Source organism: Pseudomonas sp. 43NM1 (genome assembly GCF_002836905.1).
GTDB lineage: Bacteria > Pseudomonadota > Gammaproteobacteria > Pseudomonadales > Pseudomonadaceae > Aquipseudomonas > Aquipseudomonas prosekii.
Window position 1 is genome coordinate 19,725 of sequence record NZ_MKGS01000036.1, and the last position, 22,516, is coordinate 42,240.

Here is a 22,516-nt window from a genome sequence, read left to right on the forward strand (position 1 = left end):
GGCTGCCCGAATCAGAAATCCAGGTTGGAAACCGCCAACGCATTGCTTTCGATGAAGTCACGGCGGGGTTCGACCGCATCACCCATCAGGGTGTTGAAGATCTGGTCCGCGCCAATGGCGTCTTCGATGGTCACTTTGAGCATGCGGCGCTGGGCTGGGTCCATGGTGGTTTCCCAGAGCTGATCCGGGTTCATTTCGCCCAGACCTTTGTAGCGCTGAATGGTGTGACGCTTGGTGCTTTCAGCCATCAGCCATTCGAGCGCTTCTTTGAACTCGGTGACTGGCTTCTTGCGTTCGCCGCGCTGGATGTACGCGCCGTCGTCGAGCAGGGTGCTCAGTTGAGCGCCCAGCGAAACTACGGTTTTGTAATCGTTGCTGCCGAAGAAGTCGCGGTTGAAGGTGATGTAGTTCGACAGGCCATGGGAGATCAGTTCGACCTCTGGCAGCCAGACGTTACGTTCACGGTCTTCACGCAGGCTGGCTTTGTAAACCAGGCCAGACTTCTCGCCGGTGCGCAGGCGAGTCTCAAAGCGGGCCATCCAGTCTTGCATGGCGGCGTGATCAGACAGTTGCTCCATGCTGACCGCTGGCAGGTAGATGAAGTGCTCGGTCAGTTCCTGTGGGTACAGGCGCGACAGACGCTTGAGGGTCTTCATGACCAGACGGAAGTCGTTCACCAGACGCTCGAGCGCTTCACCGGAAATACCCGGGGCGTCTTCGTTCAAGTGCAGGCTCGCATCTTCCAGGGCCGACTGCGTCATGTACTCTTCCATGGCGTCGTCGTCTTTGATGTATTGCTCTTGCTTGCCTTTCTTGACCTTGTACAGCGGCGGCTGGGCGATGTAGATGTAGCCGCGCTCGATCAGCTCCGGCAACTGACGGAAGAAGAAGGTCAGCAGCAGGGTGCGGATGTGCGAACCGTCGACGTCAGCATCGGTCATGATGATGATGTTGTGATAACGCAGCTTGTCGATGTTGTACTCGTCGCGGCCAATGCCACAGCCCAGCGCGGTGATCAAGGTGCCCACTTCCTGCGAAGAGATCATCTTGTCGAAACGTGCTTTCTCGACGTTGAGGATCTTGCCTTTGAGCGGCAGGATCGCTTGGGTGCGACGGTTGCGTCCCTGCTTGGCGGAGCCGCCAGCAGAGTCACCTTCCACGAGGTAAAGTTCGGAAAGGGCAGGGTCTTTTTCCTGGCAGTCAGCCAGTTTGCCCGGCAGGCCGGCGATATCCAGCGCGCCTTTGCGTCGGGTCATCTCACGGGCCTTGCGCGCCGCTTCACGAGCACGCGCGGCGTCGATCATCTTGCCGACGACCAGTTTGGCTTCGTTCGGGTTTTCCAGCAGGAAGTCCGAGAAGTACTTGCCCATTTCCTGTTCGACCGCGGTCTTCACTTCGGAAGAAACCAGCTTGTCTTTGGTCTGGGAGCTGAACTTCGGATCCGGCACTTTCACCGAGATGATTGCGGTCAGGCCTTCACGGGCATCGTCACCGGTGGTGGCGACTTTATGCTTCTTCGCCAGACCTTCCGCTTCGATGTAGGTGTTGAGGTTACGCGTCAGTGCGGAACGGAAACCCACCAGGTGAGTACCGCCATCGCGCTGAGGAATGTTGTTGGTGAAGCACAACAGGTTCTCGTTGAAGCTGTCGTTCCACTGCAGGGCGATTTCCACGCCGATGCCGTCTTCACGCTGGATGTTGAAGTGGAACACCTGGTTGACCGGAGTCTTGTTGGTGTTCAGGTATTCAACGAACGCACGCAGACCACCTTCGTACTTGAACAGTTCTTCCTTGCCGCTGCGCTCATCCTTGAGGACGATGCCGACACCGGAGTTGAGGAAGGACAGTTCACGAATGCGCTTGGCCAGGATGTCCCAGCTGAAGTGGATATTCTTGAAGGTCAGGTCGGATGGCTTGAAGTGAATCTGGGTACCGGTGGTTTCGCTTTCGCCGACGATTTTCATCGGCTCTTGTGGAACACCGTGGACGTAGGTCTGTTCCCAGATCTTGCCGCTGCGGCGAACGGTAAGGATCAGCTCTTCGGACAGCGCGTTCACGACCGAGACGCCTACGCCGTGCAGGCCGCCAGACACTTTGTAGGAGTTGTCATCGAATTTACCGCCGGCGTGCAGCACGGTCATGATGACCTCGGCCGCCGAGACGCCTTCTTCTTTGTGCACGTCTACCGGGATGCCACGACCGTTGTCGCGAACGGTGATGGATTCATCCGGGTGGATGATGATGCTGATGTCGTCGCAGTGGCCGGCGAGAGCTTCGTCGATCGAGTTATCGACCACTTCGAACACCATGTGGTGCAGACCGCTGCCATCGTCGGTGTCACCAATGTACATACCGGGACGTTTGCGTACGGCATCCAGGCCTTTCAGCACTTTAATGCTCGTTGAGTCGTACGTATTTTCTTCGCTCAATGCCTTCACTCCCGATGGTCGTGGGTCTGGGTGATACGGCCCTGTTCCACGTGGAACAGAGCGACTGGCGTTTCCGTCTGCCAGCCTTCCCTCAATAATTCGTGATCTACACAAGTGATAAACACTTGGCAGCGTAAGTCTTCCAGCAAGCGGCAAAGCGCGCGGCGGTGGTGCTCGTCGAGTTCGGACGGCAAGTCATCCACCAGATAAATACACTGGCCGCGTCGGGCCTGGCTAACCAGGTGCCCTTGGGCAATCCGCAATGCGCAGACCACCAACTTCTGCTGACCCCGGGACAAGATGTCCGCGGCGTTGTGTGCGCCCAATCTAAGACGCAAGTCAGCGCGTTGTGGTCCGGCCTGGGTGTGGCCCATTTGCTGATCCCGTTGCAGGGACCCGGCGAGCACCGCACTCAGTTCGCGGTCCTTATCCCAACCCCGGTAATAGCTGAGCGTCAAACCCTCAAGCTCAACCAGTTCGCTCAATGTCTGTTCAAAGACAGGTTTCAAGGCTTTGATATAGGCGCGGCGGTATTCATCAATTTCTGCGCTGGCCTGGCACAGTTCCCTGTCCCAAACCGCTTGCGAAACGGCGTCAAGTGTACCATGCCGCAGCCAAGAGTTTCTCTGGCGCAGGGCCTTCTGCAAGCGCTGCCAAGTGGACATGAAACGTGGTTCCACGTGGAACACACCCCAATCGAGAAACTGCCTTCGAATCTTCGGCGCACCCTCCAACAGCCGGAAGCTGTCGGGGTTGATCAACTGCAGTGGCAGGATCTCCGCCAGTTGCGCAGCGCTGCGCGCATTCTGGCCGTCGATGCGTATCTGGAACTCACCTTGGCGGTCCCGGGAAATCCCCAACGCGCTGTGTCCGCCCTCAGCCAATTCAACCTGACCAAACACGGTGCACGCCAGTTGCTCATATTGAATGACCGGCAACAGACGGCTGCTGCGAAACGAACGGGCAAGCCCCAGCAGGTGTATGGCTTCCAGAACACTGGTTTTGCCGCTGCCGTTGGCGCCGTAAAGAATGTTGATTCGGGGAGAGGGGGAGAAGGTCACCGGGTGCAGATTGCGCACCGCGGTGACCGAGACGCGACTTAAGGACATCTAGCTTCTGCTGAACATGATTACAGGCGCATCGGCATGACAACGTAAGCCGAGTCGTCGTTGTCGGACTCTTGCACCAGCGCACTGCTGTTGGAGTCGGACAGGATCAGGCGAACCTGCTCGGTGGTCATCACACCCAGCACGTCGAGCAAGTAGCTCACGTTGAAGCCGATTTCCAGATTGCCGCCGTTGTACTCAACGCCGACTTCTTCTTCCGCCTCTTCCTGTTCCGGGTTATTCGCCTGGATCTTCAGCTGACCATTGGCCAGTTGCAGACGGATACCGCGGTACTTTTCGTTGGACAGAATCGCGGTACGGCTGAAGGCTTCGCGCAGTGCCTGACGGTCACCGAGCACCAACTTGTCGCCACCCTTGGGCAGCACACGTTCGTAATCCGGGAATTTGCCGTCGACCAGTTTCGAAGTGAAGGTGAATTCACCAGTGGTTGCGCGGATGTGATGCTGACCCAGAACGATGCTGACCTGGCCATCCGGCTCGGTCAGCAAGCGCGCGAGTTCAAGGATACCCTTGCGTGGCACGATCACTTGGTGACGATCCGGCTGACCGATATCGGCTTTCATCGAGCACATGGCCAGACGGTGACCGTCGGTGGCCACGGCGCGAATGATGCCTTCGGAGACTTCCAGCAACATGCCGTTGAGGTAGTAACGAACGTCCTGCTGGGCCATGGCGAAGCTGGTGCGCTCGATCAGACGGCGCAGTTTGCTTTGCTCCAGGCTGCAGGTCAGCGAGCCCGGGCCTTCTTCCACGGTAGGGAAATCATTGGCCGGCAAGGTCGACAGGGTGAAGCGGCTACGGCCGGCTTTCACCACGAGCTTCTGCTCATCAACCTTGATGTCGATCAGCGCGTCGTTCGGCAGGCTTTTGCAGATGTCCATCAGCTTGCGCGCAGGCACGGTGATGGAACCCGGATCAGCCGGCTCTTCGAGTTGCACACGACCGACCAGCTCGACTTCCAGGTCGGTACCGGTCAGCGACAGTTGCTGGCCTTCGACAACCAGCAGCACGTTGGAAAGCACCGGCAAGGTCTGTCGGCGCTCGACGACGCCGGCGACCAGTTGCAGGGGTTTCAACAGGGCTTCGCGTTGAATGGTGAAATGCATGGTCTAGTCCCTTGCCTTAATAAGCTGCGCTGGTGTTCATCAAGTGGTCAGTGTACGCAGCAGGTTCTTGTAGTCCTCGCGGATGTCCGCGTCGGATTCCTTGAGTTCGTTGATCTTGCGGCAGGCGTGCAAAACAGTCGTATGGTCGCGGCCGCCAAACACATCGCCGATTTCCGGCAGGCTGTGGTTAGTCAACTCTTTGGAGAGGGCCATTGCAACCTGACGCGGACGGGCGACCGAGCGTGAACGACGCTTGGACAGCAAGTCGGAAATCTTGATCTTGTAGTACTCGGCGACGGTGCGCTGAATGTTATCCACAGAGACCAGTTTGTCTTGCAGCGCCAACAGGTCTTTCAGGGATTCGCGAATCAACTCGATGGTGATGTCGCGGCCCATGAAGTGCGAGTGGGCAATCACGCGTTTCAGCGCGCCTTCCAGCTCACGGACGTTGGAGCGAATGCGCTGGGCAATAAAGAACGCTGCATCGTGGGGCAGATCGACTTTGGCCTGATCGGCCTTTTTCATCAGGATCGCCACGCGGGTTTCCAGCTCCGGCGGCTCGACGGCAACCGTCAGGCCCCAGCCGAAGCGGGATTTCAGGCGCTCTTCGAGGCCTTCGATTTCTTTCGGGTAGCGGTCACTGGTGAGAATGACCTGCTGGCCACCTTCAAGCAGGGCGTTGAAGGTGTGGAAAAATTCTTCCTGGGAACGTTCCTTGCGGGCGAAGAACTGAATGTCATCGATCAGCAGCGCATCCACCGAGCGGTAGAAGCGTTTGAATTCATTGATTGCGTTCAGTTGCAGCGCCTTGACCATGTCGGCCACGAAACGCTCGGAATGCAGGTACACGACCTTGGCATTCGGGTTCTTCTTTAATAGGTGGTTACCCACCGCGTGCATCAAGTGGGTTTTACCCAAACCAACGCCGCCATAAAGGAAGAGCGGGTTGTAACCGTGCTTGGGGTTATCGGCCACTTGCCAGGCTGCCGCACGGGCCAACTGGTTGGACTTGCCTTCGACAAAGTTTTCGAAGGTGAACGTGCGGTTCAGATAGCTGGTGTGCTTGAGCGCGCCTTCGACCTGCACGGTGCGCTGTTCGGCGCGAATCGGCGCCTGTTGCGAACTGGCGCCGGCCATTGGGTCGAAGCTGTCGCGGGACGGCTCTTCACTGACGTCGGCGATTTTTTGCGTAGGACGTTTGGTCTGGGTGTTCGCGATCGGAGCCGGCGCTGGCGCATTGACCGGCGCTTGCACGGACTGTGCCTGCGAAGCAGCGGCCGCCAGCGGAGCATTAGGTGCCGCGCGAGGTGCCGAGCTGCGTTTGCTGCCTATTAATAAGGACAGCGCAGGCGCGAGGCCATTGCCGTGCTCATCGAGCAGTTCAAGGACGCGGCCCAGGTACTTTTCGTTGACCCAGTCGAGAACAAAGCGGTTCGGTGCGTAGACACGCAACTCGTCGCCTTCGGCTTCGACCTGTAGTGGACGGATCCAAGTGTTGAATTGTTGGGCAGGCAGCTCATCGCGCAAAAGCTCCACGCACTGCTGCCAAAGTTCCACTGACACGGATATCCCCTAAGTTGAAAGCCGGTGAGGCAAAAACAAGCGGCCATTGTAGCGGCCAGCCGTCCACTTATCCACATGCAGGTTGCGCACAGGCCATGAATTATCAATGCGTTAACCCCTGAAAAGGCGACCAGCGGTATGTGCATAAGCCCTGTGGATAACCGCCTCTGAGGGCACTGGACAAGTGGGGGGTAAACTCGGTGGATAACTGGCCTGTGGATAACTGGCCATTCCACACACAGCTTATCCGATAGCGCAGCACAGGCTGACCACCGTTTTCCACTGTACTTGTCATTCTCTGTACATCGCGAGTTAGAAGGGCTGGATGCAGTTATCCACAGAAGATGGCGTCCCTAGCTTTTATAAGCTTTACAGAAAAGCTTTAAATAATTTCCTTCTTTATTTCTATATCTAGCGAAGGGTGTCGAGCGGACAAACCCCTGCAGATCTATTTATAAGGAAACGTTGGTTGGAAATTGACCTAGAGGCTTGCTTTCTCTAGAATCCCCGGTCTCTTAAAACGGGGGCCATTCCGGCCCGTTGTGGACGAACCAGGTAACACGACAATGAAACGTACTTTCCAACCAAGCACTATCAAACGCGCTCGTACCCACGGCTTCCGTGCTCGCATGGCAACCAAAAACGGTCGCGCCGTCCTGTCGCGTCGTCGCGCCAAAGGTCGTGCGCGTCTGGCAGTTTGATAATCCGGCACTGGAGGTGAGTCAGGACTTCAGTCGGGAGAAGCGTTTGCTTACCCCCCGGCATTTCAAGGCAGTCTTTGACTCCCCTACCGGCAAGGTTCCGGGGAAAAATCTCCTGCTCCTTGCGCGCAACAACGATCTTGATCACCCCCGTCTCGGGCTGGTTATCGGGAAAAAGAGCGTAAAGCTCTCCGTCGAGCGCAATCGCCTCAAACGTCTGATGCGCGAATCGTTCCGTCTGAACCAGGAATCACTGGTCGGTTGGGACATTGTTATCGTCGCGCGCAAAGGTTTGGGGGACGTAGAAAACCCCGAATTGATTCAGCATTTCGGCAAACTCTGGAAGCGTCTGGCACGCAGCACGCCAGTACCAGCAGTCAAAACCGAAACTGTAGGGGTAGACAGTCCCGATGCGTAAACTGGCACTCGTTCCGATCCAGTTTTATCGCTATGCCATTAGTCCCTTGATGGCCAGTCACTGTCGTTTCTACCCCAGTTGTTCCTGCTACGCGTATGAAGCCATAGAAAATCATGGCCTTCTGCGCGGTGGCTGGCTGGCCTTTCGTCGTTTAGGTCGCTGTCATCCGTGGAATCCCGGTGGTTACGACCCGGTTCCACCTATCCCTACCTCCCGTTCTTCTTCGATGGCCGAGTAATCATGGATATCAAACGCACGATCCTGATCGTCGCCCTGGCAATCGTGTCCTACGTTATGGTTCTTAAATGGAACCAGGACTATGGCCAGGCTGCCCTGCCGACTCAGAATGTTGCTTCCAGTACTACCGCACCGGGTCTACCGGACACGGCGACTGGCAATAATGCTTCTGTCAGTGACGACATTCCACGCGCTGCAAGCGATACCAGCACTGCACCTGCCGAAACTCCGGTAGCTGTCAGTAAAGACCTCATCCAGATCAAAACGGATGTGCTCAACCTGGCAATCGATCCACAAGGTGGTGATGTTGCTCAGTTGACACTGCCGCTGTATCCACGTCGCCAGGATCATCCGGAAATTCCATTCCAGCTGTTCGATAACGGCAACGAGCGGACTTATCTGGCCCAAAGCGGTTTGATCGGCACTGATGGTCCGGACGCAAGTCCTACCGGTCGTCCGGTTTACGCCTCGGAGAAGAAGCTTTACCAACTGGCTGATGGCCAAGACCAATTGGTCGTGGACCTGAAGTTCAGCAAGGACGGCGTCAACTACATCAAGCGCTTCACCGTGAAACGCGGCTTGTACGACGTAACCGTTTCCTACTTGATCGATAACACCAGCGAAAAGCCTTGGTCGGGTGCAATGTTTGCCCAACTGAAGCGTGACGCCAGCTCCGATCCATCATCCAGCACTGCTACTGGCACCGCGACTTACCTGGGCGCCGCCCTGTGGACAAGTAACGAGCCGTACAAAAAAGTGTCGATGAAGGACATGGACAAGGCTCAGCTGAAAGAAACCGTTAACGGTGGCTGGGTTGCCTGGTTGCAACACTACTTCGTGACCGCGTGGATTCCGGCGAAGGGCGAAAACAATGTCGTCCAGACCCGTAAAGACAGCAAAGGCAACTACATCATCGGTTACACCGCGCCAGCTGTAAGCATTGCGCCGGGTGCCAAAGGTGAAGTCAGCGCCTTGCTGTACGCCGGTCCGAAAAGCCAGGCTGTGCTGAAAGAGTTGTCCCCAGGTCTGGAATTGACCGTCGACTACGGCATCCTGTGGTTCATCGCCCAGCCAATCTTCTGGTTGCTGCAACACATCCACGCGATTGTTGGTAACTGGGGCTGGTCGATCATCTTCCTGACCATGCTGATCAAAGGGCTTTTCTTCCCATTGTCGGCTGCCAGCTACAAATCCATGGCGCGCATGCGTGCAGTGGCACCGAAACTGGCTGCGCTGAAAGAGCAACATGGCGACGACCGGCAGAAAATGTCGCAAGCCATGATGGAGCTGTACAAGAAAGAGAAGATCAATCCACTGGGCGGCTGCTTGCCAATCCTCGTGCAGATGCCGGTTTTCCTTTCGCTGTACTGGGTTCTGCTCGAAAGCGTAGAAATGCGCCAAGCGCCATTCATGCTGTGGATAACTGACCTGTCGATCAAGGATCCGTTCTTCATCCTGCCGATCATCATGGGCGCAACCATGTTTATCCAGCAGCGCTTGAACCCGACTCCGCCGGATCCGATGCAGGCGAAAGTGATGAAAATGATGCCAATCATCTTCACCTTCTTCTTCCTGTGGTTCCCAGCTGGTCTGGTGCTGTACTGGGTGGTCAACAACGTGCTGTCCATCAGCCAACAGTGGTACATCACACGTAAGATCGAAGCCGCTACCAAGAATGCTGCTGCGTAACTTACTCTGTGGATAACCACTCAAAACGCCCCCTAGTGGGGCGTTTTGCTATCTGTCATTTTTGTCTGGATACCGGTTTATGAGCGTTCCTCGTGAAACCATCGCTGCCGTCGCCACCGCTCAAGGTCGCGGCGGTGTGGGCATCGTCCGTATTTCCGGGCCGCTGGCGAGCGTGGCGGCCAAAGCCATCAGCGGCCGCGAACTGAAACCGCGATACGCGCACTACGGCCCGTTCCTCAGTGAAGACGCCGAAGTATTGGACGAAGGCATCGCCCTGTATTTTCCCGGGCCGAACTCGTTTACCGGCGAAGACGTACTGGAACTTCAGGGCCACGGCGGCCCGATCGTCCTCGACATGCTGCTCAAGCGTTGCCTGGAATTGGGTTGCCGTTTGGCCCGGCCGGGCGAATTCAGCGAACGCGCGTTCCTCAACGACAAACTCGACCTCGCCCAGGCCGAGGCGATTGCCGATTTGATCGAGGCCAGTTCTGCACAGGCTGCGCGCAATGCCCTGCGTTCCTTGCAAGGGGCATTTTCCCAGCGTGTGCATAACCTCACCGAGCAATTGATCGGCCTGCGCATCTACGTCGAAGCCGCCATCGACTTCCCGGAAGAAGAAATCGACTTCCTCGCCGATGGCCACGTATTGAGCATGCTCGACAAAGTGCGCGACGAGTTATCCACAGTGCTGCGCGAAGCCGGGCAGGGCGCTTTGCTGCGCGACGGCATGAACGTGGTGATCGCCGGGCGGCCGAATGCCGGCAAATCCAGTTTGCTCAACGCGTTGGCCGGTAGAGAAGCTGCGATCGTTACCGAGATTGCCGGCACGACTCGCGACATTCTTCGCGAACATATCCACATTGATGGCATGCCGCTGCACGTGGTCGACACCGCTGGCCTGCGCGATACCGATGATCAGGTTGAAAAAATCGGCGTCGAGCGTGCGTTGAAAGCCATTGGCGAAGCAGATCGAGTGCTGCTGGTGGTCGACGCCACCGCGCCGGAAGCGCTGGACCCGTTTGCGCTGTGGCCGGAATTCCTCGAAACCCGCCCGGACCCGGCCAAAGTCACGCTGATCCGCAACAAGGCTGACCTGACCGGCGAAGCGATTGCCCTGGAAGTCAGCGACGATGGCCATGTCACCATCAGCCTCAGCGCCAAGTCGGCGGGCGAAGGCCTTGAGTTGCTGCGCGAGCACCTGAAGACCTGCATGGGCTACGAGCAGACCTCGGAAAGCAGCTTCAGCGCCCGCCGACGTCACTTGGAAGCGTTGCGCCATGCCAGCGCATCGCTTGAGCACGGCCGAGCGCAGCTGACCCTCGCGGGTGCTGGTGAGTTGTTGGCAGAGGATTTGCGCCAGGCGCAGCATTCGTTGGGCGAAATCACCGGGGCGTTCAGCTCCGATGATTTGCTCGGTCGGATCTTTTCCAGTTTTTGTATCGGTAAATAAACGCAGCGGGCTGTGGGTAACTTATCCACAGCCCTTTTTGCTTTTACCAGTTGTACGACACAGAACCTAACAAAGTTCGGCTTTCGCCCCAGTAGCAGCGTCCGGCGTCGTTACAGCCAGACACGTATTCCTTGTCGAACAGGTTTTTCGCATTCAGGTCGACGGTCCAGTTTCGATCGATCTGGTAACCGATCGCCGCGTCCACCAACGTCACGTCGCCGGCATCGAGCTTGCCGTAGAGAGTTGGCGCGGTGTAGGCAAACGCGCTGTCGAAGTACCGCACGCCGCCACCGACATACAGTCCCTTCAAACTGCTTTCGAGGAATCGGTACTTGGCCCAGACCGAGGCCTGATTGCGCGGCACGCCGGTCATTTGGTGATCCTTGACCAGTGACGTTGCCGAATCCTTGGTGATCCGCGCATCGGTGTAGGTGTAGGCCGCCGTCACGTTGAGGTTTGGCGTCAGGTTGCTGTTGAGCTCCAGCTCCACACCTTTGGCGCGGCTCTCGCCGACCTGGCGATAACTCGCGGTGGTCGCGTCGAAGTAGGTGTCATCCTTTTTGCGCAGGTCGTAGACCGAGGCGGTAAACGCGGTATCCCAGCCCGGCGGCTCGTACTTCAAACCGACTTCATATTGGCTGCTGGTGATCGGCTCCAGCGGCGCGCCGGAATTGGAGATCTGCTGCACCGGGACAAACGCGGTCGAGTAGCTCACGTACGGCGTCAGGCCGTTGTCGAACTGGTACATCACCCCGCCCTGATAGGTGAATTTCTTGTCCTCGGAACTGATGTTGCTGCCGCGCGCCACTTTGTCGCGGAAATCGCTGTCGACCCAATCCTGACGGCCACCGAGCAGGAACAACCAATGGTCGTACTTGCTCTGCACCTGTGCATAAACACCTTTCATCTGTTGCTCAAGCAAAGTGTTTTGCACCGCGATTGGCGTCGTCGGGTCGCGCAGGTACACCGGGTTGTAGACATCAATCGGCCCGACCAGCCCGGCGTTCCAATCCTGATTAAACGAAGTCCGGTCAAAACTGCCGCCGAACAACACGGTGTTTTGCAAACCGCCAACGTCGAATTTGCCTTCCAACTGGTTGTCCAGCGAGTAGACCATCGATTTGTTGAAGCGATCGTAGGCGGTCATGTTCAGTCGGGTGCCGAAACCGCCGTTGTTCAGGTTGCCCGGCCAGGTTTCGTGGCGGGTGATGCGCGACTGCATGTAGCGCGAGTTTTGCCGGAACTGCCAATCGTCGTTGAAGCTGTGGGTAAATTCATAACCCGTGCTCCAGGTCTCGCGCTCGAAGGTGTTCCAGTCAGGATCGCCGAGCATGGTGTCTTTGGATAACTTGCCGTTGGGGTTCGTCAGCAAAGTGCCGGCGGCAGGTAGGCCAAGTTCCATGTTGGTGTGGTCTTTCTGGTAGTTGGCCAACAGTGTCAGGGTGTTGTAGTCGTCGAAATTCAGGGTCAGCGACGGCGCGATGTAAATGCGATCGTCCGGCACATGGTCGGTTTGGGTCTCGGCGTTGCGGCCAAGCATGACGATGCGGCCGAGGATGTTGCCGTCATCGTCCAGCGGCCCGGAGACATCGACGCCCAATTGGCGGCGGTTGTTGGAGCCGTAACTCAGTTGCACTTCACCCTGAGGCGCTGCGGTAGGGCGCTTGCTCACCAGGTTGACCAGCCCGCCCGGCGCGTTCTCGCCGTACAGCAGCGAGGACGGGCCGCGGAAGATTTCCACGCGCTCGAGGCCGTAAGGTTCGGTGCTGGTGTCATACCGATTGCCCTGCACGCGTAGGCCATCGCGCAACAAGCCGTAGCCATAATCGGTGGCGTTGAAACCGCGGATGAAAAACAGATCACCGGCCAGACTGTCGCCAGCGGCAAAGGGTGGCGCGAAGATCCCCGGCACATAACCCAAAACATCTGTCAGCGTCTGCGACTTCTGATCCTTCATTCGTTGCGCGGTAACGACTGACACCGAACGCGGCGTTTCCGACAGCGGCGTACTGGTTTTCGTACCGACCCGACTGTTCGAAGCCTTGTAGCCAACGTCGGCGGCGTAATCCAGGTTCATCTCATTCTGTTCCACGCCGCTGATGTTGGTCTCCCCGAGCACCAACGGCCCCGACACCGGCACGGCTTGCAGAATATAGCTGCCCGGCGCCTGCGAAACGGCCTGCAAACCGGAGCCCTGCAGCAACATGGCGAAACCCTGTTCGACCGAATAGCTGCCGGCCAAGCCCTGACTGCGCAGCTGCGCGGTTTGCTGCGGCGAGAATGAGAGGATCACATTGGCTGCCGACGCGAACTGGCTCAACGCGTTGTCCAGCGGACCGGCCGCGATGGCATAGCGTTGCGTGACGCTGGCCGCAAGCGCAGGGCTGGTCGTCACCAGGCAACTGGCAGCGCTGGTCATCAACAAGCTGTAGGCAATGCAGTGGTGGGAAAAGCGCAGTCGGAACGTAGGAAGTCGCATGGATGGGTAAGCCCTGAAGGTGGCAAAGAGCCGCGTAGATCGCGATTACCTGTAGGGCCGTGTCAGGGCTGAAAAAGATAACCCCGCGCCAGATTTATTTTCCCGAGGATCAAACGGCCTGGCTGATCGACACCCAATAACGCGTGAAATAGCGCACGTTGATCGGCAGCGAAGCTTGCAGATTGGCCAGCACTGCATCGGTGGAATCGAGGCGAAAAGTCCCGGAAACCCGCAACTGCGCGGCACGTTCGTCACACTGCAGAACCCCGGAACGATAGCGCCCAAGCTCGCGGATGACCTCGCCCAGCGGCGTGTCCAGAACAATCAATTGGCCGTTGATCCACGCGGCTTCGGCCAATTTGTAGGGATGAATCGCACCGACGCGGTCGCTTTGAAAGTCCACGCCTTCGCCGGCGTTCAATACGCGCGGGCTGCTTTGCTGGTCATTGGGCTGAATGCTCACGCGATCTTCCAGCACACCGACCCGCGTTTTGGCGGATAGCTGATGCACCGAAAACCGCGTGCCCAACGCTTGAATCCGTCCTTCCTCGGTCTCGACGAAAAACGCTCGCGGGTCGCCGAGCTTGCCCGTGCGGACGAGGATTTCCCCCGAACGCAGACGAATCAGGCGTTGCTGGCCATCGAACAGCACATCGATGCCGGTGTTGGTGTTGAGGTGAATCTGGCTGCCGTCCGCCAATTCGATGCTGCGACGCTGGCCGACCTTGGTGGAATATTCGGCCCAGACATCGCCCAACGCCGTGTGTTTTTGCACATTCCAACCGACGTATCCGCTGCCAGCGAGGATCAGCAACAGCTTCAGCACCTGCCGGCGTTGTTGCGTCGAGGACAAGGCGCGGCGCGTCAGGTCTCGGGGCATTGCGCCCAAGTGCCGTTGCAGTTGCTCCATCTGATTCCATGCTGCGAGGTGCGCCGGATTGCTCTCGACCCACTGCTGCCAGGCCTGGCGTTGCGCGGGCGAGGGCGGTTCGCTCTGAAACTGCACGTACCAACTGGCCGCCGCTTCGAAGACTTTGCGATCAGGCGCGGCGGTCATTAAAGAGACGCCATGATCAAAGAGCATTCGGTAAGCGCGCGGATCATGTGCTTCTTCACCGTGGTCAGCGACACCTTCAGTTCACAGGCGATCTGTTGATAAGTCAGGCCTTCAATCTGCGACAGCATGAATATCCGCTGCGCCCGCGCGCCTAATCCCGCCAAGGCTTTATCCACAGCAACCAGGGTTTCGATGATCAACGCCTTGTCTTCTTCGCTGATTGCCGTGGCCTCGGGGCGGGCGGCCAGGGTTTCCAAGTAGGCGATTTCGATCGCCCGTCGACGGTAGCGATCAATCACTAGACCCCGGGCGATGGTGGCCAGATAGTCCCGAGGTTCACGAATCTGCAAGGCATTGCGCGAGCCGAGAATGCGCAGAAAGGTGTCATGCGCGACATCGGCCGCATCGCAGGTGTCATGCAACTTGCCCTTGAGCCACCCGTACAACCAGGAATGGTGCTGCTCATAGATCTGTTGAACGGCTGCCGTGTGGGAGGTTAAGGGCATAGAGAACAGGGCTTGTTAATGATAATGCCTATTATTAGCTTCTGTTACGTCTACTAACAATAGCCACCGTCCACCGCGTATCGGCTGTTTTCTCGCAGTTTTTTCCAAACGACGAAGGTCTGCCAGAGCCATCGGCTGGAATTTTGCTGTGTGGAATTCGAGCAAAAGCGACTTTCTGTGGATTAAGCCCTGTGAATAAGTGCCTCTAAGGGCAGTTGATAACAGGGCGTGAAAAATGAAGATAAACCCATCTGTGGATAACCACCCGTTTCATCCACAGGCTTACACCGGTTATCCAAGGGACTCATTGACACATGAACACAGGGTTTTGAATCTCTGTACATATTGAATATAAAGGCCTGTAGCGATCTATCCACAGAAAAGGTGCTCAGTAGAAATAAACATAAAAACAAAGATTTAATAAATTTCTCTCTTTTTAATTTCTATTAACCCGACTTCTCCACAGCTGGTTAAATTTTGTGCAAAGGGTTCTTTAGGAAGGGCGAAGTCCCTATACTTGCCGACCTGGTCCAGAAACCCGGGCTCAAACTATTCCTGAATTACCTACTTAAGCAGGCACGAGGTGCGTGGTGGATTTCCCTTCCCGTTTTGAAGTGATCGTCATCGGCGGCGGTCATGCCGGTACCGAGGCAGCACTGGCGTCAGCACGTATGGGGGCAAAAACCCTGTTGCTGACGCACAACGTGGAAACCCTCGGTGCCATGAGTTGCAACCCGGCCATTGGCGGGATCGGCAAAAGCCACTTGGTCAAGGAAATCGATGCCCTCGGCGGCGCGATGGCCATGGCCACCGACAAGGGTGGTATCCAGTTTCGCGTGTTGAACAGCCGCAAAGGCCCGGCCGTACGCGCCACTCGTGCTCAAGCCGACCGGGTTTTGTACAAGGCCGCTGTCCGCGAAGCCCTGGAAAACCAGCCGAACCTGTGGATATTTCAACAAGCCGCTGATGACCTGATCGTTGAACAGGAACACGTGCGCGGTGTTGTCACGCAAATGGGTCTGCGCTTCTTCGCCGATTCCGTGGTGTTGACCACTGGCACCTTCCTCGGTGGACTTATCCACATCGGCATGCAGAATTATTCCGGCGGTCGTGCCGGTGATCCGCCGTCGATTGCCCTGGCCCATCGTCTGCGTGAATTGCCACTGCGCGTCGGTCGTTTGAAAACCGGCACACCGCCGCGTATCGACGGCCGTTCGGTGGATTTCTCGGTGATGACCGAGCAAGCGGGCGACACGCCGATCCCGGTGATGTCGTTCATGGGTTCCAAAGAGCAGCACCCGAAACAGGTGAGCTGCTGGATTACCCACACCAACGCCCGAACTCACGAAATCATTGCGGCCAACCTCGACCGTTCGCCGATGTATTCCGATGCCGGTCTGATCGAAGGCATTGGCCCGCGTTATTGCCCGTCGATCGAAGACAAGATCCATCGCTTTGCCGACAAGGAAAGCCATCAGGTCTTCATCGAACCGGAAGGTTTGACCACCCACGAGCTGTACCCGAACGGGATTTCAACTTCCCTGCCGTTCGACGTGCAATTGCAGATCGTGCAATCGATCCGTGGCATGGAAAACGCGCACATTGTTCGCCCGGGTTACGCCATCGAGTACGACTACTTCGACCCGCGTGACCTGAAGTACAGCCTCGAAACCAAAGTCATCGGCGGTCTGTTTTTCGCCGGGCAAATCAACGGCACCACCGGTTACGAAGAAGCCGGCGCCCAAGGTTTGCTGGCCGGAGCCAACGCCGCGCTGCGTGCTCAGGGCAAAGACGCCTGGTGCCCGCGTCGCGATGAGGCGTACATCGGCGTGTTGGTCGATGACCTGATTACCCTGGGAACCCAGGAACCGTACCGGATGTTCACGTCCCGGGCCGAATACCGTTTGATCCTGCGCGAAGACAACGCCGATCTGCGCTTGACCGAAAAAGGTCGCGAGTTGGGTCTGGTCGATGACGCGCGTTGGGCGGCGTTCTGCAAGAAGCGCGAAAGCATTGATCTCGAAGAGCAGCGCCTGAAAAGTACCTGGGTTCGCCCGAACACCGAGCAGGGCGATGCGATTGCCGAAAAATTCGGTACGCCGCTGACCCACGAATACAACTTGCTCAACCTCTTGAGCCGTCCGGAAATCGACTACGCTGGTCTGATCGCCGTGACTGGCGGTGGCGCAGAAGATCCACAGGTCGCCGAGCAGGTCGAAATCAAGACCAAATATGCCGGTTACATTGATCGCCAGCAGGACGAAATCGTCCGTCTGCGTGCCAGTGAAAACACCAAACTGCCTGTGGATATCGATTACACGAACATCTCCGGTCTCTCCAAAGAGATCCAGAGCAAGCTCGGCGCGACCCGACCAGAAACTCTCGGCCAGGCCTCGCGTATCCCGGGCGTCACCCCGGCAGCCATTTCGCTGTTGATGATTCATTTGAAAAAACGCGGCGCGGGCCGTCAGTTGGAGCAAAGCGCTTGAGTTCGTTGGTCACCTCGCAACACGCAGAAGAGTTATCCACAGGTGCTCGCCAACTCGGTGTCACGCTGACCGAAACCCAGCACGCGTTGCTGCTGGGTTATCTGGCCCTGTTGATCAAATGGAACAAGGCCTACAACCTGACCGCCGTGCGCGATCCGGATGAAATGGTTTCGCGGCATTTGCTCGACAGCTTGAGCGTGATGGCGTTTGTGCAAAACGGTCGGTGGCTGGACGTTGGTAGCGGTGGCGGCATGCCCGGTATCCCGTTGGCTATCCTGTTTCCCGAGTCGCAGGTCACGTGCCTGGACAGCAATGGCAAGAAAACCCGCTTCCTGACCCAGGTCAAACTCGAACTCAAACTGGATAACCTGCAAGTTATCCACAGTCGCGTTGAAGCTTTCCAGCCAGAACAGCCTTTCAACGGGATCATTTCCCGGGCGTTCAGCAGCATGGAAAACTTCAGCAACTGGACGCGTCATCTCGGCGACCGCGATACGCGGTGGCTGGCAATGAAGGGCGTTCATCCCGCCGATGAGCTGGTAGCATTGCCGGCAGACTTCCACCTCGATAGCGAACACGCCCTGGCCGTACCCGGTTGCCAAGGCCAACGCCATCTGCTGATACTGCGCCGCACGGCATGATTGGGAACACAAGCAAGAATGGCTAAGGTATTCGCGATAGCGAACCAGAAGGGTGGTGTGGGCAAGACCACCACCTGCATCAACCTCGCAGCTTCCCTGGTCGCTACCAAGCGCCGGGTGCTGTTGATCGATCTTGATCCACAAGGCAACGCCACCATGGGTAGCGGTGTGGATAAACATGGCTTGGAAAACTCGGTCTACGACCTGTTGATCGGCGAATGCGATCTGGCTCAGGCCATGCATTACTCCGAGCACGGTGGTTACCAGTTGTTGCCGGCCAACCGCGATCTGACCGCGGCCGAAGTGGTGCTGCTGGAAATGCAGATGAAGGAAAGTCGTCTGCGCAGCGCGCTGGCGCCGATCCGCGAAAACTACGATTACATTCTGATCGACTGCCCACCGTCCCTGTCGATGCTGACATTGAACGCGCTGGTTGCGGCCGATGGGGTGATCATCCCGATGCAGTGCGAGTATTTCGCGCTCGAAGGGTTGAGCGACCTTGTGGATAACATCAAGCGCATCGCCGAACTGCTGAACCCGAACCTGAAAGTCGAAGGCCTGTTGCGGACCATGTACGACCCGCGCCTGAGCCTGATGAACGACGTTTCGGCGCAGCTCAAGGAACACTTTGGCGAGCAGCTCTACGACACGGTGATTCCGCGCAACATCCGCCTGGCCGAAGCGCCGAGTTATGGCATGCCGGCGCTGGCGTACGACAAATCATCGCGTGGCGCCATCGCTTACCTGGCTTTGGCCGGCGAGCTGGTGCGCCGTCAACGCAAAAACTCACGCACCGCCGCCGCTCAGGCAACTTAAGGAATCCCCATGGCCGTCAAGAAACGAGGTCTCGGACGTGGACTGGATGCACTGCTGAGTGGTCCGACTGTCAGCTCGCTCGAAGAGCAAGCGGTGCAGGCCGATCAGCGTGAGCTGCAGCATCTGCCGCTGGACCTGATCCAGCGTGGCAAGTATCAGCCGCGTCGCGACATGGACCCGCAGGCACTCGAAGAGCTGGCGCAGTCGATCAAGGCCCAAGGCGTGATGCAGCCCATTGTGGTGCGTCCGATCGGCAGCGGTCGTTTCGAAATCATTGCCGGTGAACGTCGCTGGCGCGCGAGCCAGCAGGCTGGCCAGGAAACCATCCCGGCGATGGTGCGCGATGTGCCGGATGAAACCGCGATCGCCATGGCGCTGATCGAAAACATTCAGCGCGAAGACCTCAATCCGATCGAAGAAGCCGTGGCCCTGCAGCGTTTGCAGCAGGAATTCCAGCTGACTCAGCAGCAAGTTGCAGAGGCCGTGGGCAAATCCCGGGTCACCGTGGCGAACCTGCTACGCTTGATCGCATTGCCGGAAGTCATCAAAACCATGCTCTCGCACGGTGACCTGGAAATGGGTCATGCACGTGCTTTGCTCGGTTTGCCGGAGGATCAACAGGTCGAAGGGGCGCGACACGTTGTCGCACGCGGGCTGACCGTGCGCCAAACCGAGGCACTGGTTCGCCAGTGGTTGAGCGGCAAACCGGAGCCGGTGGAAGCGGCAAAACCCGATCCGGATATCGCTCGACTCGAACAGCGCCTGGCCGAGCGCCTAGGCTCTGCGGTGCAGATCCGTCATGGAAAGAAGGGTAAAGGGCAGTTGGTGATTGGTTATAACTCTCTCGACGAGCTTCAAGGCGTGCTTGCGCACATCCGCTGAAACATTTCCTCATGTAGCGCGCAGTCGGAAATCACTACCTGACAGTTGAATAGGGGCTGAACCGCCCCTATACTCTGCGCGCATTTTGTCGGCACAAATTATGCCAAGTTACTGAATTCTGGCAGCCGACCATTGGGGAGTAAAAGTGATGGAAACCCGCACGCCAAACCGCTTGCCGTTCCATCGCCTGGCAGTTTTTCCGGTGTTAATGGCTCAATTTATCGTTTTGCTCATTGCCGCTCTGGCGCTCTGGCAATGGTATGGAGTCGTTGCCGGGTACTCAGGTCTTTGCGGAGGCCTGATAGCCTTGTTACCCAATGTTTATTTCGCTCACAGGGCATTTCGGTTTTCCGGCGCCCGAGCAGCTCAAGCCATCGTCCGGTCTTTTTATGCTGGCGAGGCGGGCAAATTAATTCTGACGGCAGTGCTCTTTGCATTGACGTTTGCAGGTGTGAAGCCATTGGCGCCGTTAGCTGTATTCGGCGTCTTCGTGTTGACCCAACTGGTCAGCTGGTTCGCGCCCCTGCTGATGAGAACAAGACTTTCGAGACCTTAGGGCGTTTGAGGCAACCATGGCAGAGACAACCGCTTCGGGCTATATCCAGCACCACTTGCAGAACCTGACCTTCGGTCAGCATCCTACCGGCGGCTGGGGCTTTGCCCACACCGCAGCAGAAGCCAAGGAAATGGGCTTCTGGGCTTTCCACGTCGATACTCTCGGCTGGTCGGTCGCATTGGGTCTGATCTTCGTTCTGATTTTCCGCATGGCGGCAAAGAAGGCGACTTCGGGTCAACCGGGTGCTTTGCAGAACTTCGTTGAAGTATTGGTCGAATTCGTCGATGGCAGCGTGAAAGACAGCTTCCATGGTCGTAGCCCGGTGATTGCACCGCTGGCACTGACTATCTTCGTCTGGGTGTTCCTGATGAACGCCGTCGACCTGGTACCGGTCGACTGGATTCCTCAGCTGGCCATCCTGATCACCGGTGATGCGCACATTCCATTCCGTGCCGTATCGACCACTGACCCGAACGCTACCCTGGGCATGGCCCTGTCGGTGTTCGCGCTGATCATTTTCTACAGCATCAAGGTCAAGGGCATCGGCGGCTTCATCGGCGAACTGACCCTGCACCCTTTCGGCAGCAAGAACATCTTCGTTCAAGCCCTGCTGATCCCGGTGAACTTCCTGCTGGAGTTCGTGACACTGATCGCCAAGCCGATTTCGTTGGCACTGCGTCTGTTCGGCAACATGTACGCCGGCGAACTGGTCTTCATTCTGATTGCTGTGATGTTCGGCAGCGGTCTGCTCTGGCTTAGCGGCCTGGGCGTAGTTCTGCAGTGGGCGTGGGCTGTGTTCCACATCCTGATCATCACCCTGCAGGCGTTTATCTTCATGATGCTGACCATCGTCTACCTGTCGATGGCGCACGAAGAGAACCATTAAGACCAGTCTCGACTAGTCTGATGTCCCACCCGGTCAAACGGGTGGGTGCCCGAACAGGGCTTATGAAACGATTTGTTTTACCGCTTTAAAATCTAAAAAACCTAAACCATACGACGTAAAAGTCGGGAGGAAAGATGGAAACTGTAGTTGGTCTAACCGCTATCGCTGTTGCACTGTTGATCGGCCTGGGTGCACTGGGTACCGCAATTGGTTTCGGCCTGTTGGGCGGCAAGTTCCTGGAAGGCGCAGCGCGTCAGCCAGAAATGGTTCCAATGCTGCAAGTCAAAATGTTCATCGTTGCCGGTCTGCTCGACGCCGTAACCATGATCGGTGTTGGTATCGCTCTGTTCTTCACCTTCGCGAACCCATTCGTTGGTCAACTCGCTGGCTAATCACTCGAACCTTCGAGTGATTGGTTTGATGTGCAACGAACGAGCGAGGTGTTGGCGTGAACATTAATGCAACCCTGATTGGCCAGTCCGTTGCGTTCTTCATTTTTGTACTGTTTTGCATGAAGTTCGTGTGGCCTCCGGTCATCGCGGCTTTGCACGAACGTCAGAAGAAGATCGCGGATGGACTGGACGCTGCCGCCCGAGCAGCTCGCGACCTGGAGCTGGCCCAAGATAAAGCGGGTCAGCAACTGCGCGAAGCGAAAGCTCAGGCAGCCGAAATCATTGAGCAAGCCAAGAAACGCGGTAACCAGATTGTTGAAGAGGCTGTTGAAAAAGCCCGTATCGACGCTGACCGTGTGAAGGTTCAGGCTCAGGCCGAGATCGAACAGGAACTGAACAGTGTCAAAGACGCGCTGCGTGCCCAATTGGGTGCACTGGCGGTCGGCGGCGCAGAGAAGATCCTGGGTGCCACAATCGATCAAAACGCGCACGCGGAGCTGGTAAACAAACTGGCTGCTGAAATTTAAGCGAGGGCGATCATGGCAGAATTGACCACGTTGGCCCGACCTTACGCTAAGGCAGCCTTCGAGCACGCCCAGGCCCACCAGCAACTGGCCTCTTGGTCAGCCATGCTCGGCCTGGCTGCAGCAGTGTCGCAAGACGACACTATGCAGCGCGTGCTCAAGGCCCCGCGACTGACGAGCGCAGACAAGGCCGCCACGTTTATTGACGTGTGCGGCGACAAGTTTGATGTGAAGGCACAGAACTTCATCAACGTCGTTGCCGAAAACGACCGTCTCCCGCTTTTGCCGGAGATATCCGCTCTGTTCGACCTGTACAAGGCCGAACAAGAGAAATCGGTAGACGTTGAAGTGACCAGTGCTTTTGCATTGAACCAAGAACAGCAAGACAAACTCGCCAAGGTTCTCAGTGCACGACTCAACCGGGAAGTGCGCCTGCAAGTCGAGGAAGACAAATCCCTTATCGGGGGCATTGTCATCCGCGCCGGCGACCTGGTTATCGATGGCTCGGTTCGCGGAAAACTCGCAAACCTTGCCGAAGCATTGAAATCTTGAGTTTGAAGGGGCAGCA

At 57.3% G+C, this 22,516-nt stretch carries 21 protein-coding genes; 14 read left to right on the forward strand and 7 right to left on the reverse strand.

Annotated features, from left to right (window positions below):
- Positions 1-11: 11 nt before the first annotated feature.
- Genes gyrB through dnaA form a run of 4 tightly spaced genes read right to left on the reverse strand, consistent with a single transcriptional unit; the run spans position 12 to position 6,225 of the window.
- On the reverse strand, positions 12-2,429 hold the full coding sequence (gene gyrB / locus BI292_RS05605) for a DNA topoisomerase (ATP-hydrolyzing) subunit B (RefSeq protein ID WP_092275686.1): 2,418 nt from the start codon (positions 2,427-2,429) through the stop codon (positions 12-14).
- 5 nt (positions 2,430-2,434) lie between these two features.
- Complete coding sequence (gene recF / locus BI292_RS05610; RefSeq protein ID WP_008007898.1) at positions 2,435-3,538, reverse strand: DNA replication/repair protein RecF; 1,104 nt, start codon at positions 3,536-3,538, stop codon at positions 2,435-2,437.
- Positions 3,539-3,558: 20 nt separating this feature from the next.
- Positions 3,559-4,662, reverse strand: a complete 1,104-nt coding sequence (dnaN, locus tag BI292_RS05615) for a DNA polymerase III subunit beta (protein WP_101207253.1) — start codon at positions 4,660-4,662, stop codon at positions 3,559-3,561.
- A 39-nt stretch (positions 4,663-4,701) separates the two neighbouring features.
- Entirely contained in the window at positions 4,702-6,225 is a 1,524-nt protein-coding gene (gene dnaA / locus BI292_RS05620; protein WP_101207254.1) for a chromosomal replication initiator protein DnaA, read from the reverse strand.
- A 566-nt stretch (positions 6,226-6,791) separates the two neighbouring features.
- Here dnaA and rpmH point away from each other — a divergent pair.
- The 5 genes from rpmH (at position 6,792) to mnmE (ending at position 10,720) form a co-directional block, all read left to right on the forward strand.
- Complete coding sequence (rpmH, locus tag BI292_RS29000; RefSeq protein WP_003213577.1) at positions 6,792-6,926, forward strand: 50S ribosomal protein L34; 135 nt, start codon at positions 6,792-6,794, stop codon at positions 6,924-6,926.
- A 16-nt stretch (positions 6,927-6,942) separates the two neighbouring features.
- On the forward strand, positions 6,943-7,344 hold the full coding sequence (gene rnpA, locus BI292_RS05630) for a ribonuclease P protein component (protein ID WP_197675593.1): 402 nt from the start codon (positions 6,943-6,945) through the stop codon (positions 7,342-7,344).
- Positions 7,337-7,582 (forward strand): membrane protein insertion efficiency factor YidD, encoded by a 246-nt coding sequence (gene yidD, locus BI292_RS05635; protein ID WP_080761984.1) that lies wholly within the window; start codon positions 7,337-7,339, stop codon positions 7,580-7,582. Before rnpA ends, yidD begins: the two co-directional genes overlap by 8 nt.
- A 2-nt stretch (positions 7,583-7,584) precedes the next feature.
- Positions 7,585-9,270: a membrane protein insertase YidC gene (yidC, locus tag BI292_RS05640; RefSeq protein WP_092275698.1), complete on the forward strand. Its 1,686-nt coding sequence runs from the start codon at positions 7,585-7,587 to the stop codon at positions 9,268-9,270.
- 79 nt (positions 9,271-9,349) lie between these two features.
- Positions 9,350-10,720 (forward strand): tRNA uridine-5-carboxymethylaminomethyl(34) synthesis GTPase MnmE, encoded by a 1,371-nt coding sequence (gene mnmE, locus BI292_RS05645; RefSeq protein WP_101207255.1) that lies wholly within the window; start codon positions 9,350-9,352, stop codon positions 10,718-10,720.
- Between the two features lie 43 nt (positions 10,721-10,763).
- On the opposite strand, the gene BI292_RS05650 is transcribed toward mnmE, so the two are convergent.
- The 3 genes from BI292_RS05650 to BI292_RS05660 all read right to left on the reverse strand — a co-directional run bounded on the left by BI292_RS05650 (position 10,764) and on the right by BI292_RS05660 (position 14,762).
- Positions 10,764-13,199 carry a TonB-dependent siderophore receptor gene (locus tag BI292_RS05650; protein WP_101207256.1) on the reverse strand — a complete coding sequence of 812 codons (2,436 nt, stop codon included), beginning with the start codon at positions 13,197-13,199 and terminating at the stop codon, positions 10,764-10,766.
- A gap of 109 nt (positions 13,200-13,308) precedes the next feature.
- Positions 13,309-14,256, reverse strand: coding sequence for a FecR domain-containing protein (locus tag BI292_RS05655; RefSeq protein ID WP_101207257.1), 948 nt, complete (start codon positions 14,254-14,256; stop codon positions 13,309-13,311).
- Positions 14,256-14,762, reverse strand: a complete 507-nt coding sequence (locus BI292_RS05660; RefSeq protein WP_101207258.1) for a sigma-70 family RNA polymerase sigma factor — start codon at positions 14,760-14,762, stop codon at positions 14,256-14,258. Before BI292_RS05660 ends, BI292_RS05655 begins: the two co-directional genes overlap by 1 nt.
- Positions 14,763-15,352: 590 nt before the next feature.
- Here BI292_RS05660 and mnmG point away from each other — a divergent pair.
- From mnmG to BI292_RS05705, 9 genes are all read left to right on the forward strand, one after another.
- A complete protein-coding gene (mnmG, locus tag BI292_RS05665) occupies positions 15,353-17,251 on the forward strand; it encodes a tRNA uridine-5-carboxymethylaminomethyl(34) synthesis enzyme MnmG (protein ID WP_101207259.1) in 1,899 nt (632 codons plus the stop codon).
- Positions 17,248-17,892 (forward strand): 16S rRNA (guanine(527)-N(7))-methyltransferase RsmG, encoded by a 645-nt coding sequence (rsmG, locus tag BI292_RS05670; protein WP_101207260.1) that lies wholly within the window; start codon positions 17,248-17,250, stop codon positions 17,890-17,892. The genes mnmG and rsmG overlap by 4 nt, the downstream gene beginning before the upstream one ends.
- 18 nt (positions 17,893-17,910) lie before the next feature.
- Entirely contained in the window at positions 17,911-18,708 is a 798-nt protein-coding gene (locus BI292_RS05675; protein WP_092275719.1) for a ParA family protein, read from the forward strand.
- 9 nt (positions 18,709-18,717) lie between these two features.
- A complete protein-coding gene (locus tag BI292_RS05680) occupies positions 18,718-19,590 on the forward strand; it encodes a ParB/RepB/Spo0J family partition protein (protein WP_101207261.1) in 873 nt (290 codons plus the stop codon).
- Between the two features lie 148 nt (positions 19,591-19,738).
- On the forward strand, positions 19,739-20,146 hold the full coding sequence (locus BI292_RS05685; RefSeq protein WP_054048155.1) for a F0F1 ATP synthase subunit I: 408 nt from the start codon (positions 19,739-19,741) through the stop codon (positions 20,144-20,146).
- Positions 20,147-20,162: 16 nt separating this feature from the next.
- On the forward strand, positions 20,163-21,032 hold the full coding sequence (gene atpB, locus BI292_RS05690) for a F0F1 ATP synthase subunit A (RefSeq protein WP_092275727.1): 870 nt from the start codon (positions 20,163-20,165) through the stop codon (positions 21,030-21,032).
- A gap of 134 nt (positions 21,033-21,166) precedes the next feature.
- Complete coding sequence (gene atpE / locus BI292_RS05695) at positions 21,167-21,424, forward strand: F0F1 ATP synthase subunit C (RefSeq protein ID WP_002555987.1); 258 nt, start codon at positions 21,167-21,169, stop codon at positions 21,422-21,424.
- Positions 21,425-21,480: 56 nt separating this feature from the next.
- Entirely contained in the window at positions 21,481-21,951 is a 471-nt protein-coding gene (locus tag BI292_RS05700; protein ID WP_008027535.1) for a F0F1 ATP synthase subunit B, read from the forward strand.
- Positions 21,952-21,963: 12 nt separating this feature from the next.
- Positions 21,964-22,500, forward strand: a complete 537-nt coding sequence (locus BI292_RS05705; protein ID WP_017341700.1) for a F0F1 ATP synthase subunit delta — start codon at positions 21,964-21,966, stop codon at positions 22,498-22,500.
- Positions 22,501-22,516: the final 16 nt, after the last annotated feature.

Excerpts from the sequence above, each read along its gene's own strand:
- yidC (WP_092275698.1), top strand. The coding sequence starts at position 7,585 with ATGGATATCAAACGCACGATCCTGATCGTCGCCCTGGCAATCGTGTCC.
- recF (WP_008007898.1), bottom strand. The coding sequence starts at position 3,538 with ATGTCCTTAAGTCGCGTCTCGGTCACCGCGGTGCGCAATCTGCACCCG.
- rpmH (WP_003213577.1), top strand. The coding sequence starts at position 6,792 with ATGAAACGTACTTTCCAACCAAGCACTATCAAACGCGCTCGTACCCAC.
- BI292_RS05705 (WP_017341700.1), top strand. The coding sequence starts at position 21,964 with ATGGCAGAATTGACCACGTTGGCCCGACCTTACGCTAAGGCAGCCTTC.
- atpB (WP_092275727.1), top strand. The coding sequence starts at position 20,163 with ATGGCAGAGACAACCGCTTCGGGCTATATCCAGCACCACTTGCAGAAC.
- BI292_RS05685 (WP_054048155.1), top strand. The coding sequence starts at position 19,739 with ATGGAAACCCGCACGCCAAACCGCTTGCCGTTCCATCGCCTGGCAGTT.
- BI292_RS05680 (WP_101207261.1), top strand. The coding sequence starts at position 18,718 with ATGGCCGTCAAGAAACGAGGTCTCGGACGTGGACTGGATGCACTGCTG.
- yidD (WP_080761984.1), top strand. The coding sequence starts at position 7,337 with ATGCGTAAACTGGCACTCGTTCCGATCCAGTTTTATCGCTATGCCATT.
- mnmE (WP_101207255.1), top strand. The coding sequence starts at position 9,350 with ATGAGCGTTCCTCGTGAAACCATCGCTGCCGTCGCCACCGCTCAAGGT.
- BI292_RS05660 (WP_101207258.1), bottom strand. The coding sequence starts at position 14,762 with ATGCCCTTAACCTCCCACACGGCAGCCGTTCAACAGATCTATGAGCAG.
- BI292_RS05675 (WP_092275719.1), top strand. The coding sequence starts at position 17,911 with ATGGCTAAGGTATTCGCGATAGCGAACCAGAAGGGTGGTGTGGGCAAG.
- BI292_RS05655 (WP_101207257.1), bottom strand. The coding sequence starts at position 14,256 with ATGACCGCCGCGCCTGATCGCAAAGTCTTCGAAGCGGCGGCCAGTTGG.
- dnaN (WP_101207253.1), bottom strand. The coding sequence starts at position 4,662 with ATGCATTTCACCATTCAACGCGAAGCCCTGTTGAAACCCCTGCAACTG.
- BI292_RS05650 (WP_101207256.1), bottom strand. The coding sequence starts at position 13,199 with ATGCGACTTCCTACGTTCCGACTGCGCTTTTCCCACCACTGCATTGCC.
- atpE (WP_002555987.1), top strand. The coding sequence starts at position 21,167 with ATGGAAACTGTAGTTGGTCTAACCGCTATCGCTGTTGCACTGTTGATC.